Source organism: Fructilactobacillus sp. X7R9C1, assembly GCF_059901005.1.
Genome location: NZ_JBWXVG010000001.1, coordinates 19,083 through 42,974 on the forward strand (window position 1 = coordinate 19,083; position 23,892 = coordinate 42,974).

At 36.7% G+C, this 23,892-nt stretch carries 24 protein-coding genes; 21 read left to right on the forward strand and 3 right to left on the reverse strand.

Going from position 1 to position 23,892, the window contains the following annotated elements; genetic code table 11:
- Positions 1-65: 65 nt before the first annotated feature.
- From typA to holA, 10 genes are all read left to right on the forward strand, one after another.
- Positions 66-1,901 (forward strand): translational GTPase TypA, encoded by a 1,836-nt coding sequence (gene typA / locus AC6UD0_RS00105; RefSeq protein ID WP_500693905.1) that lies wholly within the window; start codon positions 66-68, stop codon positions 1,899-1,901.
- A gap of 113 nt (positions 1,902-2,014) precedes the next feature.
- Positions 2,015-3,187, forward strand: a complete 1,173-nt coding sequence (locus AC6UD0_RS00110) for an FtsW/RodA/SpoVE family cell cycle protein (protein ID WP_500707764.1) — start codon at positions 2,015-2,017, stop codon at positions 3,185-3,187.
- A gap of 9 nt (positions 3,188-3,196) precedes the next feature.
- Positions 3,197-3,460, forward strand: coding sequence for a YlbG family protein (locus tag AC6UD0_RS00115; RefSeq protein ID WP_500693903.1), 264 nt, complete (start codon positions 3,197-3,199; stop codon positions 3,458-3,460).
- A gap of 9 nt (positions 3,461-3,469) precedes the next feature.
- Positions 3,470-4,024 carry a 16S rRNA (guanine(966)-N(2))-methyltransferase RsmD gene (rsmD, locus tag AC6UD0_RS00120; protein ID WP_500693902.1) on the forward strand — a complete coding sequence of 185 codons (555 nt, stop codon included), beginning with the start codon at positions 3,470-3,472 and terminating at the stop codon, positions 4,022-4,024.
- An 11-nt stretch (positions 4,025-4,035) separates the two neighbouring features.
- A complete protein-coding gene (gene coaD / locus AC6UD0_RS00125) occupies positions 4,036-4,515 on the forward strand; it encodes a pantetheine-phosphate adenylyltransferase (RefSeq protein WP_500693901.1) in 480 nt (159 codons plus the stop codon).
- Positions 4,512-5,567 (forward strand): SepM family pheromone-processing serine protease, encoded by a 1,056-nt coding sequence (locus AC6UD0_RS00130; protein ID WP_500707052.1) that lies wholly within the window; start codon positions 4,512-4,514, stop codon positions 5,565-5,567. Before coaD ends, AC6UD0_RS00130 begins: the two co-directional genes overlap by 4 nt.
- A 42-nt stretch (positions 5,568-5,609) precedes the next feature.
- Positions 5,610-6,293: a helix-hairpin-helix domain-containing protein gene (locus AC6UD0_RS00135; protein WP_500693899.1), complete on the forward strand. Its 684-nt coding sequence runs from the start codon at positions 5,610-5,612 to the stop codon at positions 6,291-6,293.
- Between the two features lie 65 nt (positions 6,294-6,358).
- Positions 6,359-6,844 carry a ComE operon protein 2 gene (locus tag AC6UD0_RS00140; RefSeq protein ID WP_500707765.1) on the forward strand — a complete coding sequence of 162 codons (486 nt, stop codon included), beginning with the start codon at positions 6,359-6,361 and terminating at the stop codon, positions 6,842-6,844.
- A 218-nt stretch (positions 6,845-7,062) separates the two neighbouring features.
- Positions 7,063-9,102 (forward strand): DNA internalization-related competence protein ComEC/Rec2, encoded by a 2,040-nt coding sequence (locus AC6UD0_RS00145; RefSeq protein ID WP_500707767.1) that lies wholly within the window; start codon positions 7,063-7,065, stop codon positions 9,100-9,102.
- Positions 9,099-10,133: a DNA polymerase III subunit delta gene (holA, locus tag AC6UD0_RS00150; protein WP_500693896.1), complete on the forward strand. Its 1,035-nt coding sequence runs from the start codon at positions 9,099-9,101 to the stop codon at positions 10,131-10,133. Before AC6UD0_RS00145 ends, holA begins: the two co-directional genes overlap by 4 nt.
- A gap of 13 nt (positions 10,134-10,146) precedes the next feature.
- Here the strand turns inward: holA and rpsT are convergent, their stop codons facing one another.
- Positions 10,147-10,410 (reverse strand): 30S ribosomal protein S20, encoded by a 264-nt coding sequence (gene rpsT, locus AC6UD0_RS00155; protein WP_500695552.1) that lies wholly within the window; start codon positions 10,408-10,410, stop codon positions 10,147-10,149.
- A 236-nt stretch (positions 10,411-10,646) separates the two neighbouring features.
- Between rpsT and rpsO the strand changes: the two genes are divergently transcribed.
- The 7 genes from rpsO (at position 10,647) to yihA (ending at position 18,670) form a co-directional block, all read left to right on the forward strand.
- Entirely contained in the window at positions 10,647-10,916 is a 270-nt protein-coding gene (rpsO, locus tag AC6UD0_RS00160) for a 30S ribosomal protein S15 (protein WP_500693894.1), read from the forward strand.
- Between the two features lie 172 nt (positions 10,917-11,088).
- Positions 11,089-12,807, forward strand: a complete 1,719-nt coding sequence (locus AC6UD0_RS00165; protein ID WP_500707769.1) for a ribonuclease J — start codon at positions 11,089-11,091, stop codon at positions 12,805-12,807.
- Positions 12,808-12,859: 52 nt separating this feature from the next.
- The gene (locus tag AC6UD0_RS00170; RefSeq protein WP_500707771.1) at positions 12,860-13,768 is read left to right on the forward strand and encodes a hypothetical protein; all 909 of its coding nucleotides are present in this window, start codon (positions 12,860-12,862) and stop codon (positions 13,766-13,768) included.
- A gap of 178 nt (positions 13,769-13,946) precedes the next feature.
- Positions 13,947-15,134, forward strand: a complete 1,188-nt coding sequence (gene tuf, locus AC6UD0_RS00175) for an elongation factor Tu (protein WP_500693891.1) — start codon at positions 13,947-13,949, stop codon at positions 15,132-15,134.
- Between the two features lie 167 nt (positions 15,135-15,301).
- On the forward strand, positions 15,302-16,639 hold the full coding sequence (tig, locus tag AC6UD0_RS00180; RefSeq protein ID WP_500696611.1) for a trigger factor: 1,338 nt from the start codon (positions 15,302-15,304) through the stop codon (positions 16,637-16,639).
- Positions 16,640-16,782: 143 nt separating this feature from the next.
- Positions 16,783-18,069, forward strand: coding sequence for an ATP-dependent Clp protease ATP-binding subunit ClpX (gene clpX, locus AC6UD0_RS00185; RefSeq protein WP_500707772.1), 1,287 nt, complete (start codon positions 16,783-16,785; stop codon positions 18,067-18,069).
- Between the two features lie 16 nt (positions 18,070-18,085).
- Positions 18,086-18,670, forward strand: coding sequence for a ribosome biogenesis GTP-binding protein YihA/YsxC (gene yihA, locus AC6UD0_RS00190; protein ID WP_500707774.1), 585 nt, complete (start codon positions 18,086-18,088; stop codon positions 18,668-18,670).
- 35 nt (positions 18,671-18,705) lie between these two features.
- On the opposite strand, the gene AC6UD0_RS00195 is transcribed toward yihA, so the two are convergent.
- Entirely contained in the window at positions 18,706-18,873 is a 168-nt protein-coding gene (locus AC6UD0_RS00195) for an SPJ_0845 family protein (RefSeq protein ID WP_500695557.1), read from the reverse strand.
- A gap of 119 nt (positions 18,874-18,992) precedes the next feature.
- Here AC6UD0_RS00195 and uvrC point away from each other — a divergent pair, with 119 nt between their 5' ends.
- Positions 18,993-20,801 carry an excinuclease ABC subunit UvrC gene (gene uvrC / locus AC6UD0_RS00200; RefSeq protein ID WP_500693886.1) on the forward strand — a complete coding sequence of 603 codons (1,809 nt, stop codon included), beginning with the start codon at positions 18,993-18,995 and terminating at the stop codon, positions 20,799-20,801.
- An 18-nt stretch (positions 20,802-20,819) separates the two neighbouring features.
- On the forward strand, positions 20,820-22,124 hold the full coding sequence (gene obgE / locus AC6UD0_RS00205) for a GTPase ObgE (RefSeq protein ID WP_500695559.1): 1,305 nt from the start codon (positions 20,820-20,822) through the stop codon (positions 22,122-22,124).
- A 33-nt stretch (positions 22,125-22,157) separates the two neighbouring features.
- Here obgE and AC6UD0_RS00210 read toward each other — a convergent pair whose 3' ends face one another.
- Positions 22,158-22,436: a hypothetical protein gene (locus tag AC6UD0_RS00210; protein WP_500693884.1), complete on the reverse strand. Its 279-nt coding sequence runs from the start codon at positions 22,434-22,436 to the stop codon at positions 22,158-22,160.
- A gap of 107 nt (positions 22,437-22,543) precedes the next feature.
- Here AC6UD0_RS00210 and rnz point away from each other — a divergent pair, with 107 nt between their 5' ends.
- Together rnz and AC6UD0_RS00220 are read left to right on the forward strand one after the other, a co-directional pair.
- Positions 22,544-23,491, forward strand: coding sequence for a ribonuclease Z (rnz, locus tag AC6UD0_RS00215; protein WP_500707776.1), 948 nt, complete (start codon positions 22,544-22,546; stop codon positions 23,489-23,491).
- Positions 23,488-23,886: a LapA family protein gene (locus AC6UD0_RS00220; RefSeq protein ID WP_500693882.1), complete on the forward strand. Its 399-nt coding sequence runs from the start codon at positions 23,488-23,490 to the stop codon at positions 23,884-23,886. The genes rnz and AC6UD0_RS00220 overlap by 4 nt, the downstream gene beginning before the upstream one ends.
- Positions 23,887-23,892: the final 6 nt, after the last annotated feature.

Genomic DNA, 23,892 nt, shown 5'->3' on the forward strand with positions numbered 1-23,892 from the left:
GAAGTTGGGTTATTAACTTATCAAATTGCAAATTTTTGAATTGCTTTTTTGAGGAGGAAACATTTTTGAAAACAAGAGACGATATTAGAAACATTGCCATCATTGCCCATGTCGATCACGGTAAGACGACCTTGGTTAATGAATTATTAAAACAATCTGACACATTGAATGATCACACTGAGATTCAAGATCGTGCGTTAGATTCTAACGCGATTGAACGTGAGCGTGGAATTACCATTCTGTCAAAAAATACTGCCGTTAAATATGGCGACAAGCAAATTAACATTTTGGATACTCCAGGACATGCCGACTTTGGTGGAGAAGTTGAGCGTATCATGCGAATGGTTGATGGTGTCCTTTTGGTTGTTGATGCAGCTGAAGGAACAATGCCACAGACCCGTTTTGTTTTAAAGAAGGCTTTGGAACAACATTTGACTCCAATCGTTGTAATCAACAAAGTTGATAAACCTGGTGCAAGACCTGAAGCAGTTGTTGATGAAGTTCTTGATTTATTCATTGAATTAGGTGCTGATGAAGAACAACTGGAATTCCCAGTGGTTTATGCCTCTGCTATGAACGGAACTTCAAGTTATGATCCTGACGTTTCAAAGCAGGAACACACTATGAAGCCGGTTTTTGATACCATTATCAAAAACATCCCTTCACCAATCGATAATTCAGACGATCCATTACAATTCCAAGTTGCAATGCTTGATTATAACGATTTCGTTGGTCGAATTGGTATTGGCCGTGTCTTCAGAGGTAAGATCAAGGTTGGGGATAATGTTGTTCTCATGAAACTTGATGGGAGCACTCAGAAGTTTCGTGTTACTAAATTGATGGGATTCATTGGTCTTCAAAAAGTTGAGATCAATGAGGCTAAGGCCGGAGATTTAATTGCTGTCTCTGGAATGGAAGACATTAACGTTGGTGAAACCGTTGTTAGTCCTGATAAGCAGGAACCACTTCCTGTTTTGAGAATTGACGAACCAACCCTTCGAATGACTTTTGGAACCAATACTTCACCATTTGTTGGTCAAGACGGTAAGTATCTCACTGCTCGTCAACTTGGTGATCGTTTGAAGAAGGAACTTCATACGGATGTTTCTCTTCGAGTTGAAGACACTGATGATCCTGGTGCATGGGTTGTTTCCGGACGTGGTGAACTTCACCTTTCAATCTTGATTGAAACTTTGCGTCGTGAAGGTTACGAACTTCAAGTTTCCCGTCCTGAAGTTATCTACAAGGATGTTGACGGAGTTAAGTGTGAACCATTTGAATCCGTTCAGATTGATACCCCAGAAGAATATTCTGGTTCAATCATTGATACCTTGTCACAACGTAAGGGTGAAATGAAAAACATGGAAAACGTTGGAAATGGTCAGGTTCGAATGACTTTCTTAGTTCCATCACGTGGTTTGATTGGGTACAGCACTCAATTTTTATCATTGACTCGTGGATACGGAATCATGAACCATTCATTCAGTCAATATCTTCCAGCCATCAAAAATTGGAATCCTGGTCGTCGTAACGGAACCTTAGTTTCAATTAATTCAGGTAAGGTGACTACTTATGCCATCATGGCCGTTCAAGACCGTGGTAAGATTTTCACTGATCCTGGTACCGATGTTTATGAGGGTATGATTGTTGGTGAAAACGCACGAGATAATGATATTTCGGTTAATATTACTCGTGGTCGTAATCAAACCAACGTTCGTGCAGCTGGATCCGAAGATATTGCGAAGGTTAAGGAACCAGTTCATATGACTCTTGAAGAATCACTTGAATTCCTAAACGAGGATGAACTTTGTGAGGTTACTCCAGATCATATCAGATTAAGAAAGAGAATTTTAAATACTAATGAACGTGAAAAGGCAGCTAAGAAGCGCCGTCACAATTAATTAAAATAATTAAGACTATTTAACCATTGTTAAATAGTCTTTTTTTATTTGGTGATACTAGTATAATGAAAGGTATTAATTCATGAATTTTACATATTCAGTTGGAGATTAATATGATTAAATACTTAAAACAGCTAGACTGGTACATTATGGTGCCATACCTATTACTGAGTTTGATTGGGATCGTCATGGTCTTTTCATCTAGTGAAGGGTTAAGCGCTCATACTAATATGGCGTTTCGTTATCTGATTCTGCAATCGATATTTGTGTTTGTTGGTTTTATTGTTCTGTTGTTTTTTTCAAGGCTAAGAAGTAAATTGCTTGAGGGTAACTTAAAGTTCTATGTGTTAGCAATGGTTTTTATGGCCGTTGTTTTAGTGTTTTTGAAGTTTTTTGGTACTAGTACGAATGGGGCAGCCGGATGGATCAGAATTGGACCAGTTAGTATTCAACCGGCTGAATTTTGTAAGCCGTTATTCATCTTGTATTACGCAAATGTTTTAGCACACGAAAGACCATTCTTTAAGAACGTTGGGTTATTTAAAGAGTTTAGAACTGTTTCTAAGCCAAGCCTACTTCCAATTATCATGCTCGTTTTAATTTTCTTCCAACCTGATACCGGTGGTTTTGCAATTAACTTATTCATTATTTTAATGATGATTCTGGCAGCCGGAAGTAACTTTAAGGCTTCAAGAATTTGGATTGTTGTAATTGGCATCTTTATTTTAGGTTTTAGGATTTGGATTAAACCCTTTGATGGAATTTTAGATCATCTTCATAGTTACCAGTTTCAACGATTAATTAGTTTTTCCGACCCCTTTAAGTACATTCAGACTACCGGGCATCAATTGGTGAATTCTTATTATGCAATTAGTAACGGTGGTTGGTTTGGTGTCGGGATTGGTAACGGTATTCAAAAGATGGGTTACTTGTCAGAGCCAAATACTGATTTTATAATTGCAGTTATTGGCGAAGAACTTGGGATCGTTGGTATTTTAGTCGTTTTGGGACTCTTGTTGTATCTCGTTTTAAGAATTATCGCAGTTGGCAGTCGAACTAACGATACTTTTTATAGTACGATTTGTTATGGAACTGCTGCCTACATTTTTATTCAGACTCTATTCAATGCTGGTGGTGCGGTTGGTATGATTCCTTTAACTGGAGTTGCACTTCCATTTATCAGTTACGGGGGTTCAAGTATAACGGCACTTTCCATTTGTCTTGGACTAGTCCTTTATATTAGTAGAGTAGAAAAAAGAGAACGTAGTAATAAAAAAGTGAAGTAAGGTGAAATCATGGCCAAATTAACTGACCGAACGGAATTGATTGTTTCAACATACTCGATTCGTCAAATTAAAAACCTAAAGAGATTTGGTGATATTCGATTTGTATCGAAAAAGATGCATTATGTTATTATTTTTGTTGATAGTTCTGATTTAGATACGACTATCCAAGAAATTAGTAAACTTAGGTTTGTTAAAAAGGTTGGTGTCTCTAAAACCGTTGACTTGGCACTTACTTTTGGTGAGATTAATGCTGAAAATAACGTTGAAGAGTAGGAAACAAAAATGAGAATAATTTCAGGAAAATTTGGAGGACGTAAAATTAAACCAGTCCCTGGGAATCGGACGCGCCCAACAACCGACAAAGTGCGAGAAGCGTTATTTAACATGATCGGACCATACTTTGATGGCGGTAGTTTTCTGGATTTATATGCCGGATCAGGAGCCGTCTCCCTTGAGGCCATTTCTAGGGGAATGGATCATGCCGTTTTAGTTGATAAACAGTATGCTGCGTATAAAACTATTAAACAGAACGTTGCGATTGATCCGAATGCTGCTGATTTTTCTGTGTGGAAGATGAATGCCGAATCAGCACTGGTTAAATTGAAAGAAGAAGGTCATTTCTTTGACTATATTTTCTTGGATCCCCCATATAAAAAGCAACAGATGGTTAAACAACTAGAAGAAATTAGCAATAGTGGTTTGTTAAGTCATAATGGGATGGTAATCTGTGAGACTGACAATCAAACTGATATGTCTGATGATGTTAAAAACTATCGCCTCATTAAACAAAAAGATTATGGTTTAACGGTGATATCAATCTATCAAATTTTAATATAAAGGGAAAAATTATGAAAAAAGCCATTTATCCGGGTAGCTTTGACCCCATTACCAATGGACATTTGAATATTATTAAGCGAGCAACGCAACTATTTGACGAAGTTGTCGTTGCCATTGGCGACAATTCGAGTAAAGTGGGGTTGTTTACCCCTAAAGAACGGAAAGAAATGGTTGAAACGTGTGTGGCTGGCTATTCAAACGTTACTGTTAAGGTCTATTCTAATTTAACGGTTGATTTCTTAAAAGCAGAACATGCCAATATCCTGATCCGAGGGATTCGGGATACTAAAGACTTTGAAAACGAACAGGAAATTGCTAGTTTAAACCAAATGTTGGATTCGCAAATTGAGACCGTGTTGTTGTTTGCCAACCATGATTATGAATTGATTTCGTCTTCAATGGTTAAAGAGATTAATCATTTTGGTGGAGATGTATCAAAATTTGTTCCTAACGTTGTGTGTGAGGCATTAAAGGAGAAGAGAAATCAGTGAAGACAATCTGGAAATGGATTAAACATAACCGATATTTTTTGATTTTCCTAGGGATCATTATTTTTATATTGTGGTTCCTTTTTTGGCCGCTTAATGCTTTGATTGAAGCGCCTGGTGAAGCCGTTAACATTCAATCAATGGTTAAAATTCAAGGAATTAAACCAAATAAGAAGAATAAGTTTATGATCACTGCAGTTTCAATGTCGCAGGCTAGACCAATCACTTACTTGTATTCAAAAGTGAATCCCCATGTTTCAATTGAGAAAACGTCAGATGTGATGGGAAATCAAAGTAATCAAGAGTATGATAACGTACAAGATATTTATATGAAGACGGCTATCAATAATGCAATTTATGTTGGCTACCACAAAGCTCATGGTAAAATTAAGCAAAGTTATCATGGTGTGTACGTATTAAACGTTTATCCACAATCTGATTTCGCCAATAAATTGAAGCCTGGTGATTTAGTTGAATCAATAAATGGGAAAAAATTATATAAGGGTCCCGAATATGTAAAGTACATTCAAAGTTTACCCAAGCATGCGCAACTTAAAATTACTTTTAAACGGAATGGAAAAGATAAACAGGCGATCGGCACAAAGAAACAACTGGTCAAGGGGTTTTATGGGATTGGAATCGGAATGATTGATGATATGAGTGTTAAAACTGATCCTAAGGCCAATATTAACCCAGGAAAAATTGGTGGACCCTCTGGTGGTCTGATGTTTGCCCTTCAAGTATATAGTGAATTAAAACATACGAATTACGATTACAAACGAATTGCAGGAACTGGGACGATTGCCGCCAATGGTCAAGTGGGCGAAATTGGTGGAGTGGATAAGAAAATAATTGCTGCTAATAAGAGTGGCGCACAGGTTTTCTTTTGTCCATACGTTAAACCGACTGAGCCAATTTTAAGAATGGAGCAAGGTCATAAGACTAATTACCAAGTGGCTAAAGCAACTGCCAAAAGGTATGCCCCTAAAATGAAAATTGTTCCGGTCACATCTTTTGATGACGCTTTGAATTATTTAAATCAAAAACACAGCTAAAAGCTGTGTTTTTTTCGTATTTAAATGTGAAAGGAGAGAAAGATGGATAAGCTATATGAATTTATTGAGGAATACAAGTACAGAATTATTGGAGGATTGATAATTATTGTGGTGGGACTGCTGGGATATTGTGTTTTTGCATCTCAAAATAGTAGCGGGCAGGCACCACGTACTAATTTGCAAACAACAGCCAAAGCAAATCGCAGAAAAAACGTTACTAAATCAACCGCAGAGAATTCGGCAGGCAATGGGAATGATGATCACCAACAAGTGTATGTTGATGTAAAGGGAGCAGTTAATAAACCAGGAGTTTATCAGGTTGGTAAAAACATGCGTGTTTCTGATGCAGTTGAATTAGCAGGTGGTTTTAATCGTTCAGCGGATGCTAAACACATTAATTTGGCGCAAAAATTGTCTGATCAACAGGTTGTTTATGTCCCAATTCGTGGAGAAATTAATGGATTACCAAAGACCAATCAAGTTGCTAGTGATTCATCAGGCAATTCGGCTGGAAGTGATAAGGGTTCTGATAGCGGAAAGGTTAATATTAATGAAGCAGATAAAGCTAAACTTCAACAGCTAAATGGGATTGGTGATAAGAAGGCTGATAAAATAATTGCTTATCGGAAACAAAGTGGCCCATTTAAAAAGCCTGAGGACTTGAAAAACGTTCCTGGATTTGGTGATAAGACCGTTGCAAATTTGAAAAGTTCGATTACTGTTTGAAGCAACTGTGATAGATAAATATTGGTATACTAGATTTAACTATTCTAGTGAAGGTGATGACAGTTATGAAAAAGAAGAGGATTCCGTGGGACCAATATTTCATGTTGCAAGCGATGTTAGTTGCGTCCAGAAGTACATGCAATCGACGATCTGTCGGTGCGGTATTGGTGCAAAATAAGCGAGTAATTGCTTGTGGATATAACGGTTCAGTATCAGGAGATGTCCATTGTATTGACGAAGGGTGTTATTTAGTAGATGGTCATTGTCAAAGAACAATCCACGCCGAGATGAATGCCATTCTACAATGTGCTAAGTTTGGTGAGTCAACTGATAATGCTGAGTTATACGTCACTGATGTACCTTGTTTGCAGTGTACAAAGATGTTACTTCAGGCCGGGATCATTAAAATCAAGTATTTAAGAAATTATCATAACAGTGAGTATGCTAAAAAGTTATTGGACATGAAACATGTCTCTTTAGAAAAAGTTGATGTTAATCAAAATGATGTTAATAATCTACCGTTTGAATCATTCTTATCCGTCGATAAATAATTAAAAAGAATTTTTTGGTTTTTACATCCATTTTGTGGGTGCTTGGTGCATTCGCATTTTTTGGAAATCACGTAATTGGAATTGTTTTATTAATTTTATGGTTGATTCGTATCTTTCTTTTAAGAATTCCCCGTTTCTTTTCAAAAAGTGTCATCTCACTGCTAATTCCACTGATATTTTTTGGAATTTGGCAAAATCACATTAACCGACAAGTTAGGGTGATACCTAAGACAGAAACGACTTCGACTTGGATAGCTAAGGTCCATCCAGATGAATTACAGCTTCATGGAGATACGTATAGTGGAGTTGTAGAAATTCCCCGGCTAAAACAGCGGGTATTAATTTATGGGTTTGTAAAAAATAAGAGTGAAAAAGATGCTTTGCTTCATCTTAATCACACCAGCGAATTTATTATTGATGGCCAACTTAGTTTGATTGATTCACCACCCAATTTTGCTCAATTTGACTCCAAGAGTTTTAATCGCGCTAAGGGAATTGTGAGTGAAATTAAATGTGATCAAATTAAATACCGTCAGATTTGTAGCAATCAAGGTTTAGGTGATCGGGTTCACGACTTAAGGTTTCAAATGATTAAAACGTGTGATCAATTACCTAAACATCTACGGATGTACGTTTTGGGTATCATTTATGGAAGTCGGAGTAGTGATTTTAGAGAAGAACTGACCGGGGTCCAACGCTTGGGCCTCATCCACTTATTCACAATTTCGGGGATGCACGTTTATTATTTAATTGGTTTGATTACGTGGATTATGACGACTTTGCGATTGAGAAGGGAGCAGGTTAATTCATTCTTAATCATTTTTCTTCCATTTTACTTTGTAATTGCTGGTGCAGGAGCTAGTTTACTTCGGGCAATTATAATGGCCGAAGAACGCTTGGGTCTAGATAAAGTGTATCTTGACATATCTCCCTTAGATATCTGGTCCAGTGCGGTGATGATCAACTTGCTGATTAATCCATTGTTTATTTTTCAGTTTGGATGTCAGCTTTCATATTTATTATCACTTGGGTTAATCCTGACGAAAAACTGTGGGTTTTTAAAACAAACTATCCTACTTAACTTAATTAGCGTGCCAATTATTTTGTACCATATGTATGAATGGCATGCATTATCTTTATTTGCCAATCTGTTATTTGTCCCTTTCTTTTCAACCTTTATATTTCCGATTGTGTTAATTGGATATTTGCTGTCATTTTTAAAATTTGATTTGATTGTTTCATTAATTGATACAACCTTAAAGACATTTGACCAGCTTTTAAATTTTCTTTCAAGGCTTCCAGGAAATTTGGTGATCGGGAAACTAAACGTATGGATCGTTTTATTAATGGTAATAATTTCTTTACTACTCATTGAAAAAGTAACTATGAAGCGAATGATTCTTTTAGTGTTATTTTTTAGCATTGGTTTTGTGATGATTCATTTTCCAATGAATGGAGAAGTTGATGCATTTGATGTTGGTCAAGGGGATAGTTTTCTTGTTAGAGAGCCATTTAATCGTTCGATTACGTTGATTGACACTGGCGGAAAGCCTAATTTCTTTGGCAAACAGAAGCGGGCCAAAATTTATCAAGCCAATGATACTTCAATCCAATATTTAAAAAGCATTGGGATTTCAAAACTTGATAATGTTTGTTTAAGTCATCAAGATGCTGATCATGTTGGTGATTTGCCGGCCTTCTTAAGTAAAATGAAGGTTGATCGGGTTTATGTTCCGTGGGGGATGACTAATAATCAAAGCTTTTTAAGGCGAATTAGACCGTATCAAGGACAGTTTCAGTTGCTTGATGCCAAGACTGGAAATCGAATTAAAAATTCCCCATTTCAAGTTGTTCATCCGATGAAAAGTGGGTCTGGTGAAAATCAAGATTCCATGGTACTTTTTGGTAAAATTGGCGGTTTGAAGTGGATTTTTATGGGTGATTTGAACCGAGAGGAAGAACTTAAGATTATCCAAAAATATCCTGATTTGCGAGTTGATGTGATCAAGCTAGGTCATCACGGAAGTAAGACTTCATCCGATCCTAGATTTATCAGGGCAATTAATCCTAAAGTTGCTCTGATATCTGCGGGTCGTCATAATCGTTATAATCATCCAAATCAGGAAACTATTGATACAATGAACCAACAACATGTTGCAATTATCAGTACCAAAAAGAATGGTATGATTAGATATAAATTCAAAAATAATAACAAAATTGGAAAATTTGAAACAAAGTGGAAGGTGGCACGTCGTTGAGTGTCGTAGAACAAGTTAATCAGATTGATAGTGATCCTAAATCAATTTATTTAATCCTTGGAAATGATGATTATTGGATCGATATAATTCAAAAGAAACTAAAGTCTCTGATCCCAAATGATGAACGGACAATGAATTTTGCTACTTATGATATGGAAGAAACATCGCTTTCCGTTGCACTAAATGATGCGATGTCAATTCCTTTTTTTGGGAAAAAACGACTAGTCTTCATTAAGAATCCGTATTTTTTAACCGGTGAAAAAAATAAAAGCAAAACCGTTCATCATTCAGAAGAACTCATAAATTATTTGAAGAATGCTCCTGATGAAACAACTTTGGCTTTTTTTGCTCCATATCAAAAGTTAGATGCTAGAAAAAAGGTTAGTAAGGAGCTTTTAAAACGTGCGGAAGTAATCGACTTAAATCGGTTTTCTGAAAGGGAAATTAAGCAGTTAGTGCAAAGTAAGATTAAGAACAGTGGATATTCGATCGATCGAAATGCACTTGAAGAACTTCTTTCTCGAACTTCGGGTAATTTGGCTAGTGTTATGAATGAATTAGATAAACTATTTTTATACAAAATCAATGATAAAAAAATAACGCTTGATGCGGTCGATTCGTTAGTATCAAAATCGATGGATCAAAACGTTTTTGATTTAATTAATTATTTAATGAGTGGTAAAACAACGCAAGCAATCGAGTTTTATCATGATTTAATTTCTCAGAAGCATGAGCCAATTCAAATCAATGCAATTTTAGTTAGTCAGTTCAGATTATTACTGCAAGTTAAAATTTTAGATTATTTTGGCTATAGTCAGGGGAATTTAGCAAGTTCTTTACGGGTCCATCCGTATCGAGTAAAATTAGCAATCAGGAACAATCGCAAGTATCCTAGAGAATATCTACGAGATGCATATATTAGTTTGGTAGAAATTGAAGAGCAACTGAAAAGTACGAGTATTGATCCAGAATTGTTGTTTGAAATGTTTGCCGTTAAACTAAATCAGAGTATAAAAAAAGAATCCGATTAATCGGATTCTTTTTTTAGTTATCGTTTTTAGCAAGTTTATTTGCTAAATGAGACTTCTTACGGTTAGCGTTATTAGCTTTGATAAGACCCTTAGATTTTGCATGGTCAATTGCTGCAACAGCACTGCGGTATACACTATCTAAATCATCGGCACCAGAAGCTTCAGCTTTTTCGAATTTTTTGATTGCACTTCTCATTTCGTTCTTTTGAGATGCGTTTTTCTTTCTAGCTTCTTCGTTAGTTCGCATACGTTCGATAGCAGATTTAATTACTGGCATTAAGTTCACCTCCACCTTGTGAAATAAATTCAATTATTCACATCTTTTGACGTTCCTAATTATACAAAATCCATTGATTAATTGCAATAGCACTAAAAACAAGACTAATTTTTTAATGATAACTTGAATAACGCTTTCTTTTAGGTTATATTAAATAAGTAACTTAATCTTAGTTTTGCGAGTCACTGACGTATTACTCAGATTGAGGGATTAGATTAGAAAGGTGGAATGTAATAATGGCTTTAACTAAAGAACAAAAGAACGATATTATTAAAAAGTTTGCTCAACACGATGGTGACACGGGCTCGACAGAAGTACAAATTGCTGTACTGACTGCTGATATTAATGAAATTAATGGACACATGAAGACCCACAAAAAGGATTTTCATTCACAACGTGGACTTATGAAGAAGATCGGTCACAGAAGAAATCTTCTTGCTTACTTACGTAACAATGATGTACAAAGTTATCGTAAATTAATCAAGGAATTAGGATTACGTCGTTAATCTTGATTTTAATAGGGCGGATTTTTTCCGCTCTTTTTTTATACATAAATAATTTAGTGCTTAATATAAATATGTTACACTGTTAACAGATATCATGAGCGCTTAGAGGCCAAGCTTCGCATAAAATAGTTAATTTTAATCGTAAGTAATTTTTTGAGAGGAACAAGTAATTATGAAAAAGAACATCAAAATCATTCCACTGGGTGGAGTGAGAGAAAATGGCAAGGATCTTTATGCCATTGAAATTAATGATAATAGTATTTTTATTTTGGATTGTGGACTAAAATACCCTCAAAACGAAATGTTAGGAATTGATTTTGTAATCCCAGATTTTTCGTATTTAAGGGATAACGCCGATAAAATTGTCGGGGTTTTTCTTACCCACGGTCACGCAGATGCAATTGGTGCACTTCCATATTTTTTAAGTGAATTTAACGTTCCCGTGTTTGGAACGGAGTTAACGATTGGTTTGGCAAAGTTGGCGGTTGCCGATAATAAGAAGACTAAGAAATTTAATGATTTTCACGTCATTAATAGTAAAAGCGAAATTGTATTTGAGGATGGCACGGTTAGTTTCTTTGATACTACCCATTCAATTCCTGACTCAGTTGGGATCGTGATTAGTACTGAACTCGGAAACATTGTTTATACTGGTGATTTTAAGTTTGATCAGACTGCTGCTGACGGGTACAAAACGGATTATTCAGCTCTTACTGATATTGGTAAAGAACACGTATTGGCACTTTTAAGTGACTCAAGAAATGCTGACAATCCGGAAGAGAGTACTGACGAGAAAGAGATCAGAGACTATCTCTATGAAACCTTTCACTATCAGAAGGGTCGTGTGATCGTTGCCTGTCTTGCTAATAATATTTTAAGAATTCAAGAAGTATTAAACGCTGCGTCTAAGTCAGGTAGGAGAGTTTATCTAACCAGTAAGGGTCTAGAAGAGGTTATTGATACTGCGTTGAAACTTGGCAAGTTAACGTTACCTTCTGACGATTTGTTTATTGAATCTGCAAAAGAGTTAGAGCAAATGAATCCGCATGAAGTTTTGATTCTACAAACCGGTAAGAACGGTGAACCAATGGAATCACTTCAAAGAATGGCTGATAACCGAGACAGAGACGTTGATATTCAGCCAGGTGACCTGGTCTTGATTGCTACCAGTCCATCCCGTGCAATGGACACTCCATGGGCTAAGACTCGCGATATGATCTATAAAGCTGGTGGAGAGGTCATGAGCATTGCTGATGAAAAGAATATTTCAGGGGATGCCAGCAAGCATGATCTTCAACTGCTCCTTAATTTAATTCATCCTGATTACTTAATTCCAATCCAAGGTGAGTATCGATTAATGGAAGCACAAAAAGAGCTAGCTGAGGAAGTTGGGATGAAACCATCACACGTTATTTTACCCGCTAAAGGTGATGTAATTGAGTTTGATGGTGAAAACATGTTTTTGTCAGAAGCTGTCCCAGCTTCTGACACCATGATTGATGGGATTGGTGTCGGAGACATTGGAAACATTGTATTACGAGATCGAAAAGTGTTATCGGAAGATGGTGTCTTCGTGGCAGTTGTTACTATCGACCGCAAGAAGAAAAAAATTATTTCAGAGCCCAAAATCATGGCTCGGGGATTTGTTTACGTTAATTCTGATAAATCCTTGCTTAAAGAAGCAGCTGCTATTGTATCTGAAGCAGTCCAGAATAACCTTAATAACAAGGAGTTTGACTGGGGTCATTTAAAACAGGATGTTAGAGAAGACCTTGGACAATTTCTATACAAAAAAACTGGGAGAAGACCAGTGATTCTTCCAGTTATTATGGAAGTCAATCAACACCATAGAAGAAAAAAAGCTAACAATAAAAACGATCAAGAAGACTAAAGAAGTTGAGCCCCGGCTCAATTTTTTTGTTTTCTTATGTGAGGATAATAGATTGAATGATCATCAAAAGGCAAGATTAAAAAAAGCACAAACAGACTTTAGGAAAAAACATTATCAGAAAAGTTCACAGGAATTGTTGGCTTTGTATGATGAAGTTGACGATTACAATGTGATTGATTTGTTGGGACACTCGCTCTTTAATGAAAAAAAGTACGTTGAATCATATCGATTATTAGAAGATAACTTTAATTATTTTGTTGAAAATGACGTTAAATTATTAATAAATATTTACTTAAAAAACCGGAAGTTTATCCCATTACGAATAATTGTTGATTCAATTGATGTATTAGATAAGGATGATGTCAAAGGCAAAATCGAATCTTTAGAGAGAATCAATGACTCTGAGCAGGCTGAATCTAACCGGGCCAACTTGAAGCATTTTATGCACATGGGTGGACAAACGGGAATCAAGCAGCGCGACATAATGGAAAAGGCTGAAGAACTCCCGTATAAGCAATATTTGAAGGGTGCACAGTTTAACCTAGTAGATCCAGACGTCAATCCAGTATGGAGAAATCAGTTACTTAATAATTTAGCTAAGTTAAAGTATGATAAACCAGTTAAATATATTTGGATGGATGGAAAAACGTATACTTTAACACCATCACAGCTTGTTGATGAATTGGATTCTAGTGCGTATCAAGCAATGCAAAAGGAAATTAGGGAACGCTACGGACAAAATGATCCAATTCGTTATCAGCAAATTTCTAACGCGGCCGAATATGATGCTCAAATTTTGTATCCGTTTATTGATAATGTGATTAAGGAACCTGATGAATGGGTAACCGCTATTCATCGACATATCATTAATCCGAATATGGTAGTGGATGATGAAAAAATGGGATCAATTGATCATTGGTTAGTGAAAATTGATAAAATCATGAATTTATTACTAAAGTAATTTAAGAAATTGTCTATATCTGGTTTACAAATAATTTGTCAGTGGATATAATATGAAAGTGAATTCCCAAAAGGGTGGTAATTTTGCCTTTTAGGGGAAATGTAGTATAATTAATGATAAAGAGACATTGGCGTTTTGCTGATGTTTGTCTTACGAAAATGACAGGAGGGTTTCATAAATGGCAAAAGAACATTATGAAAGAACAAAGCCCCACGTTAATATTGGTACTATCGGCCATATTGACCACGGGAAGACTACTTTAACTGCAGCAATCACTAAAGTATTATCAGAAAAAGGCTTGGCTAAGGCTGAAGACTTTGCTGATATCGATGCTGCACCAGAAGAAAAGGAACGTGGTATTACTATTAATACTGCCCACGTTGAATACGAAACTGAAAAGCGTCATTATGCACATATTGACGCCCCAGGACATGCTGACTACGTTAAGAACATGATCACTGGTGCTGCTCAAATGGATGGTGCCATTCTTGTTGTTGCCGCAACTGATGGTCCTATGCCACAAACTCGTGAACACATTTTGCTTGCTAGACAAGTTGGTGTTGACCACATTGTTGTCTTCTTGAACAAGACTGACATGGTTGATGACGACGAGTTGATCGACTTAGTTGAAATGGAAATTCGTGAGTTGCTTTCAGAATATGGTTACAATGGTGACGATGTTCCGGTTGTTCGTGGTTCAGCTTTGAAAGCACTTCAAGGTGACAAAGAACAAGAAGAAAACATCATGAAATTAATGGATGTTGTTGATGAATACATTCCAACTCCAGAACGTGATGACGACAAGCCATTCTTAATGCCTGTTGAAGATGTATTTACCATCACTGGTCGTGGAACTGTTGCTTCTGGCCGTATTGACCGTGGTAGCATCAAAGTCGGCGACGAAGTTGAAATTGTTGGTTTAGTTCCTGACACATTGAAGACTACTGTTACTGGTCTTGAAATGTTCAGAAAGACTCTTGACAAGGGTGAAGCCGGTGACAACATCGGTGCATTACTTCGTGGTATTGATCGTGACCAAGTTGTTCGTGGACAAGTTCTTGCAGCACCTGGTTCAATTCAAACCCACAAGAAGTTCACTGGTCAAGTTTATATCTTAACCAAAGAAGAAGGTGGACGTCATACTCCATTCTTCTCAAACTATCGTCCTCAATTCTACTTCCACACCACTGATGTTACTGGTGTTATCGAATTAGACAAGGGAACTGAAATGGTAATGCCTGGAGACAACGTTACTTTCCACGTTGACTTAACTAAGCCAGTTGCCATTGAAAAGGGTACTAAGTTCACTATTCGTGAAGGTGGACATACCGTTGGTGCCGGTGTTGTTACCGAAATCGATGATTAATTAGTATTTTTATTTAGAGATTGAAGACAATGTCTTCAATCTCTTTTTTTATTGCTATGGCCGTTTTAGCGTCGCTGTTTACTTTTGAGGACGCTTAAGTTAGAATATTATTTGAATACTATTACTTGGAAAAGTGTGTAAATATTTTTCATGTTGGAGGAAATGTTATGGCAGATTGGAAGAAAAAGGGTACCAATGATGGGGAATTAACTTTTGAAATTGGTCTTGATAAGATTAAAGAAGGATTAGATCGAGCTTTCAAAAAGAATAAGAAAAATATTAAAGTTCCTGGATTCCGTAAGGGTAAAGTTTCAAGACAAGTATTTAACCAAATGTATGGTGAAGAAGCTTTATACCAAGATGCTTTGAATTTGTTATTACCAGATGCTTACAGTGAAGCAATTAAAGACGCTGGCATTGAACCCGTTGGTCAACCTGACGTTAGTGTTGATTCAATTGAAAAAGGGAAGCCTTGGGTCTTAAAGGCTACTGTTAGTGTCAAACCTGATGTTAAACTTGGTCAATACAAAGGACTAAGCGTTCCAAAGGAAAGTACTCGAGTTTACAAGAAAGACGTTGATGCTAAGATTGATAAAATGCGTCAATCTCAAGCTGAACTTGTTCTAGTTGATCGTCCTGCCAAAAAAGGTGACACTGTTACCATTGATTTTGAGGGATTTGTTGATGGCAAGCCTTTTGAAGGTGGAAAAGCAAATAACTATTCTCTTGAACTTGGTTCAGGATCATTCATTCCAGGATTTGAAGATCAATTGATTGGAAAAAAGGCTGGCGATGATGTCGAAGTAAAAGTTACCTTCCCTAAGGATTATCAAGAAAAGTCATTAGCTGGCAAAGAAGCTACCTTTAAGGTTAAACTCCATGAAGTTAAAGAGAAACAACTTCCTAAGCTTGATGATGACTTTGCTAAAGATGTTGATGAAGATGTTGATACTCTTTCTGAATTGGAAGACAAAGTTAAAAAAGAACTTAAGGAACAAAAAGAATCAGCCGCTCACGATGCCAAGGAAAATACGGCTATTAGTGAAGCAGTAGATAATGCTAGTGTTAAAGATATTCCAGAAGTTATGATTAATGATGACGTTCAACGTCAGATGGACCAGTACTTAGCTGGAATGCAGCAGCAGGGTATTAACGCTGAAATGTACTACAAACTCACTGGTACTAAGCCAGAGGACTTAAAGAAGCAATTTGCTGATGGTGCAGATCGTCGAGTTAAAACTAATTTGGTCTTAGAAGCAATTGTTAAAGCTGAAAAGATTGATCCTAGTGAAGAAGACATTCAAAAAGAAGTTAGCAACCTCGCTAAACAATACGGAATGGAAGAAACAGCCGTTCGTAATGCATTATCTGATGACATGTTAAAACATGATATTGGTATTCAAAAAGCCGTTGACATTGTGGTTGACAGTGCTAAAGAAGAACCAAAATCAACTACCAAGAAGGCTTCTGAAAAAAAGGATTCCAGTAAAGAAAATAAGAAATAATTTATACAAGATGGGATCCGCTTGTTAGAGCGGGTCTTTTTTTGTAGAGCAAATTATTTTAAAAGGTTCTATTAGTATGGTATAGTTTCAAATTGCAGGCAACGAGACGAATTAACAACGAATTAACAAAAAGGAGAGATACCATGTATGATGATTCAAATCAAAATGAGACCATTACTTGCTCCTTTTGTGGAAAGTCACAGGACCAAGTAAAAAAAATTGTTGCTGGACCCGGTGTATATATTTGTAATGAATGTATCGATTTGTGTGAACAGATCATGAGTGATGAATTAAACAAGACCAATGCTGAAGACATCAATGTGCTTACCCCAAGTGAAATTGTTAAAAAACTTGATGAGTATGTGATTGGTCAAGATGAAGCCAAAAAAACGCTAGCGGTGGCTGTCTTTAATCATTATATGAGAATTAAGGCTTTGAATGATTCTGAAGATAATGATGAAAGTGAAGATGGTAACCAAGAACGACATGCTTATGATGATGCTCAGATTCAGAAAAGTAATATTGCGATGATTGGACCAACTGGATCGGGGAAGACTTATCTGGCCCAAACACTTGCTAAAATTTTAAACGTTCCCTTTGCAATTGCTGACGCTACGACGTTGACTGAAGCTGGATATGTTGGAGAAGATGTTGAAAATATTCTTTTGAAACTCTCACAGAACGCTGACTATGACGTTGATCGGGCTGAAAAGGGAATCATTTATATTGACGAGATTGATAAAATTGCTAAAAAAGCCGAAAATGTTTCAATCACAAGAGATGTATCTGGTGAAGGTGTCCAACAAGCTCTGTTAAAGATTTTAGAGGGAACTACCGCTAATGTTCCACCAAAGGGTGGTAGAAAGAACCCGAGCCAAGAGTTTATTAAGATTAATACGAAGAATATTCTGTTTATTGTTGGTGGGGCTTTTGATGGAATTCAAGATATTGTTAGACGACGCTTAGGTGATAAGACAATTGGTTTTGGGGTTGATAATCATGAGACCCAAGACGTTGCTGATGAAGATATTATGCAAAAAGTAATTCCTGAAGACCTGATGAATTTTGGATTAATTCCAGAGTTTATCGGTCGTCTTCCAATTTTGACCGCTTTGAATAAGTTAAGTGAAAATGATCTGGTCAAAATTCTGACTCAACCTAAAAATGCGTTAGTAAAACAATACCAAAAGCTTTTATCACTCGAGGGTGTCCAACTTAAATTTGAAGACGCTGCACTTAAGGCCATGGCAAAAAAAGCCATTGCTAGAAATACGGGTGCTCGTGGTCTTCGTTCTATGATTGAAAGTGTGATGAGAGATATTATGTATTCACTTCCAAGTCGTGATGACGTTAAAGAAGTGATTGTTACCCCAGATTCAGTAAATAGTGGTAAAGAACCAAAGATGGTCTTAAAAAGCGAAACAAAGTAATTAAACGGAGATAATAATGGACGTAAATGATGTTGAACTTGTAATGAGTGCAGTTGATCCCAAACAGTATCCCACTACTGGATATCCAGAAATTGGCTTTTTGGGTCGATCTAACGTTGGCAAGTCTTCACTAACGAATGTGTTGATTAACCGGAAGGATTACGCTCATACGTCTGGCCAACCGGGAAAAACTCAAACTTTGAATTTTTATCGCGTTAACGATGAACTCTATTTTGTTGACGTTCCAGGATATGGCTATGCGAAGGTTTCTAAAACAGAACGGGAAAAATGGGCTCAAATGATTGAGACTTATCTAACGCAACGTGAACAGCTCCGGGGAGTGATCAATTTAATTGATGGTAGACACGCCCCGAGTGAGTACGATATTCAGATGCGTGATTGGTTAGAGTATTATGGAATTCCCGTGCTTTATGTAGCGACTAAGGTTGATAAAATTTCTAAAAGTAAGATCAAGAAACAAGAACAGACGTTGCGAAAAGGGCTGGAGCTTGAAGCAGATGAACCGCTGATAATGTTCTCTGCTAAAACCAAGGTCGGAGCAGATCAAATTTGGAACTGGATTGAGCAACAAATTAAGTAATAAAAAATCAGCTGTGAGAACAGCTGATTTTGTGTTTATTTGGTTTTGTCTTGATCTAATATTTTATTCTTTTTTGATTCGCGCTGGTCTTCTTTGTTTTTATGATTCAAAAACTTGGTACGGTTAGGATCTTTCGGATTCTCTTTAGCGAATTTACTGAACATGGCATCAAGATCTTCATTTCTTCTAATTTTTAGTCCCATATCGATCGCTCCTTTAAACTCATCATAGCAAAAAAATCATTCCATGTCAGTTTGTTATACAAACTGTAACTAATTCATTATAATTGTAACAGTAGTATTTATCGGAAAGGAGGGAGTTTATGGCATCTGATTTAATTGAACGAAAGTTAACGTTACTTCCGGATCAACCCGGTTGTTACATTATGAAAGATAAAGATGGCAAAATTATTTATATTGGTAAGGCAAAAAACCTAAAGAATCGAGTTCGCTCTTATTTCAAGAGTACTCAGTATGGGAGACGAGCCAAATTAGTGCGAAACATTGCTGATTTTGAGACAATCATTACTTCAAATGACAAAGAAGCATTTTTGCTTGAAATCACTTTGATTCAGAAGCATCGGCCTTATTATAACGTTCGTTTAAAGCAAGGACACAGTGGGTATCCTTACATTAAAATTACTAATGAACGTGATCCCCGAATGTTGATTACTAATACCGTTAAAAATGATGGTGGATATTATTTTGGACCATATCCAAACGTCTATGCTGCAGATGAAACCTTGAATTTCTTACAAAAGATGTATCCACTCAGACGTTGTAATGGGTATCAAAAACGAGCTTGTTTGTACTACCACATGGGACAGTGCTTGGGAGCTTGCTTTAAGAAAGTACCTAAGTCAGAGTACGATGCTCAAATCAAGAAGATCAAGTCATTTTTAAACGGTAGTGTGGGACCTGCTAGACAACTACTGACTAAACGAATGAATACGGCTTCAAATAACATGGAGTATGAGCGGGCAGCTGAATTGCGCGATCAACTGCATTACATTGATGCGACCGTTGAGAAACAAAAAATCATTTCACATGACAATACTCCACGAGATGTGTTTAATTTTTATGCTGATAAGGGATGGCTTTCTGTACAAGTTTTCTTTATTCGGCAGGCACGTTTAATGAAACGTGAGAAAAAATTGTTTCCGATTATCAGTACCGCCAATGAAGAGATGACTAGCTATATTGTTCAATTTTATAACGATTCTGATCGGATTCCACCCAAAGAAATTTTGGTACCTAACTCAATCGACCATGATGTTCTTTCGAAGATGATCGGAGTGCCAGTTAGAACCCCTCAACGTGGTCAGAAGAAAGCCCTTTTGGACATGGCAGAGCATAATGCGCGATTGGTTTTAAACGAACAGTTTAAGTTAATGGAAATGGATCGCAAAAAGACTACCGGAGCAATGGATGAATTGGGCGACGCTTTAGGAATTGGTCATCTCGAACGAATCGAAGCTTTTGATCATTCCCATATTTCGGGTGCTGATTTGGTTTCTGCTATGGTAGTATTTGAAGATGGGAAACCGAATAAGAAGAAGTACCGAAAATATAAGTTAAGAACCGTTGATCATGCCGATGAGGCAGCCAGCACGCGCGAAGTGATTAGAAGGCGCTACACACGTTTATTAAAGGAACACGCTGAAATGCCAGATTTGATCCTAATGGACGGAGGCGAGATTCAGATGAATGCCGTTACCGATGTTTTGGAAAATGAACTTAATCTGCACATTCCAGTAGCTGGAATGGTGAAAAATGAGAAACATAAGACGGCTGATTTGCTTTACGGAAGTAATGATCATCACGTTAATTTAAATCCGAAAAGCCAAGCTTTTTATCTAGTTCAAAGGGTTCAAGACGAAGTGCATCGCTTTGCAATTAACTATCATCATCAACTCCATAATAAGAATTCGATGACTTCTAGATTAGATAGTATTAAGGGAGTGGGACCCAAAACTAGAAATAAACTTTTGCGAAAATTTGGTTCCACCAAAAACATTGCGGATGCTAGTGTCGAAGACATTCAAGCAGTTGGCATTTCAAAGAAGGTTGCTCAGACGGTAAAATTGACCTTTGAGAACGTTGCACCAGTGGCCAAGATGATGAAAAACTAATATGAAAATGGAGAAATTATGTTTGTAGATCAAGTAAAATTTAAAGTTAAGGCCGGTAAAGGTGGAGACGGAATGGTCGGATTTCGTCGGGAAAAATATGTACCAAATGGTGGACCTTCTGGTGGTGATGGTGGCCATGGTGGTAATGTTGTTTTCAAAGTTGATACTGGAATGTCAACTTTAATGGATTTTAAGTATAAAAAACAATTTAAAGCCAAAAACGGTGGGAATGGTGCTAACAAAAAGATGACGGGTGCAAGTGCACCGGATTTGGTAGTAAATGTCCCCGATGGCACCACGATTTATAACTCAGAGACCGGCGAGCCAATTGCGGATTTGACTAAAGCAAACGATGAAGTTGTAGTTGTAAAGGGTGGTCGTGGAGGAAGAGGAAACGTTCACTTTGCTACCCCTAAAAATTCTGCGCCAGAAATTGCTGAAAATGGGGCACCAGGTCAAGAAATGGAGATCGAACTTCAGTTAAGATTATTAGCTGATGTTGGTTTAGTCGGTTTTCCATCGGCTGGTAAATCCACGTTATTAAGTGCAATTACTTCGTCAAAACCAAAAGTAGCTCAATATCACTTTACGACCATTGTTCCTAATCTGGGGATTGTACGAAATCATGATGGAAGTGACTTTGTGATTGCTGATTTGCCTGGACTGATTGAGGGAGCTTCCAAAGGTGTGGGATTAGGTTTTGAATTTTTAAGACACATTCAAAGAACTCGAGTTATCCTCCATGTTGTTGATATGAGTGGAGTTGAGGGACGTGATCCGTATGATGACTATGAAAAAATCAATCATGAACTGGCTAATTTTGATGAAAGTCTTTTGAAACGTCCCCAAATCATCGTTGCTTCTAAAATGGATATGCCGGATTCGGCTGAAAATCTTAAGTTGTTTAAACGTGAATTAGCTGAACATAATGACCACGTTAATGGCAAAATTATTCCCATTTCTTCCATTACTCATTCAGGGCTTAATGATCTCATTCGAGAAACGAGTAGTGAACTTGATAAGGCACCAAAGTTTCCAATTGTGGGTGCTAACGAGCTTAATGATTCTAAAGAAGTCATTTACCGTCCTGATGAGGATGAAAAGCCGTTTACTTTGACAAAAGATGAAGATGGAACTTGGGTTCTGTCTGGACATCAGATTGAACGAGTAATTCAAATGGCTAATACTGAACATGAACAAGGTGTGTTAAGATTAGCTCGAAAATTACGTGGAATGGGTGTTGATCAAGCACTACGGGATGCCGGCGCTAAGAATGGCGATCTGGTATCAATTTTGGACTTTACCTTTTCATATGTTGAATAATATAAAAGACGATACTTGTGGTATCGTCTTTTATTATCCAAAAATAAGCTCATCATTTTTTAAACGATAACCGAATAGTTTTGGAGTTTCAATTGTTTTACAAAAAAGTGATAGATGATCATCAAGTTCTCTTGTTCGGGTATTAAATTGATTCAAGGTTAGTGACCGTTTGTTTTTGCTTGGTACTAATAAAATTTTATTTTGCGAAAATTCAATGTCAAAAACTGGTAAAATAACCTTATTAATTTCAACGTATATTTTATATGAATTATTTAAATCTTCGGATGAGACGTAAAATTCGTTTAATCTCAAAGTTATCACCTAGATTCAGCTTATTATTGCTAATGTGGTATGCTACAATTGTATAGTAATTCTTCACGAGTGTAAAAATTTGAGTGTCAAAAAAGGAACGATAGGATATGCAATTAGAGTTTTTTGGAACTGGTGCGGGAGTTCCTGGTAAGTTTCGAAACGTTTCTAGTGTCGCTTTAAGATTGTTGGATGAGATTAATTCCGTGTGGTTGTTTGATGCGGGGGAAGGTACTCAACAACAAATCTTGCGATCAACGTTAAAACCGCGAAAAATTAATAAGATTTTTATTACCCACCTTCATGGTGATCATATCTATGGTCTTCCGGGATTATTATCAAGTCGTTCGTTTCAAGGCGGAGATGATCCGGTTACCATTTATGGCCCCTTTGGAATCAAAAATTACGTTCAGACTAGTTTGCAAGTGACGCAGACTAAGTTAGGGTATAAAATAAAATACGTAGAGTTGGACCAGCCTGGTAAGATTTTTGACGGTAAAAAGTTTACAGTTTATGCGGAAAAGCTTGATCATCAAGTTCAAAGTTGGGGTTTTCGAATTGTTGAACATGATCATCCGGGTGAACTGCTTGTTGATAAATTGCAGGAGGATAATATTCCGTCTGGTCCACTGTACGGAAAGCTTAAGGAAGGTAAGACGGTTAAACTTAGTGACGGGAGAGTCATTAATGGTAAGGACTACATTGGTAATTCCCAAAAGGGGAGAATTGTTACCATTTTAGGGGATACGAGAAAAGTTGATACCATCAATAAGTTAGCGCAAAATGCTGACATTTTAGTTCATGAAAGTACGTTTGGAAAGGGCGAAGCAAAATTAGCTCACAATTACTATCATTCTACGAACATCCAGGCTGCTAATACCGCCAGGGATGCCAACGTAAAACGATTATTATTAACGCACATTTCTGCAAGGTATACTGCTAAAATGGCTCATGAGTTACAGAGGCAGGCTCAACAAGTTTTTCCAAATACCAAGGTAGTTAAAGATTTTGATTTTATTGATATTCCCTTTAATAAGGGAGAGGAGAATGTTCAATGAAAAAACAAGTTTCAATGATTTTAAGCATGGTCTTGATTGTGATTGTCGCTATTTTTGTTTTGTTAAATATGGGAAGTGCGGAAATTAACTTTGGTTTTACGACGGTTAAAATGCCGTTAATCTTGGTCTTATTATTGACATTACTAATTGGGGCTTTAATCATGTTTTTATTATCAATGATCAGTTCATTTAAAAATGGTTCCAAACGGAAAAAAGAAAATCGTGATTCACAGAAAACCATTGATGGATTAAAGGGACAAATTAATGATTTAAATAAACAAATTGATTCTCTAAAGATGCAGTTAAAGAATTCAATTAGTAAACAAAAGGTTAATCAAGATAATCGAAACGTTGAAGATGTAATTAATAAACAGCAAAAGGACAACGAAAAATAGTGAAAA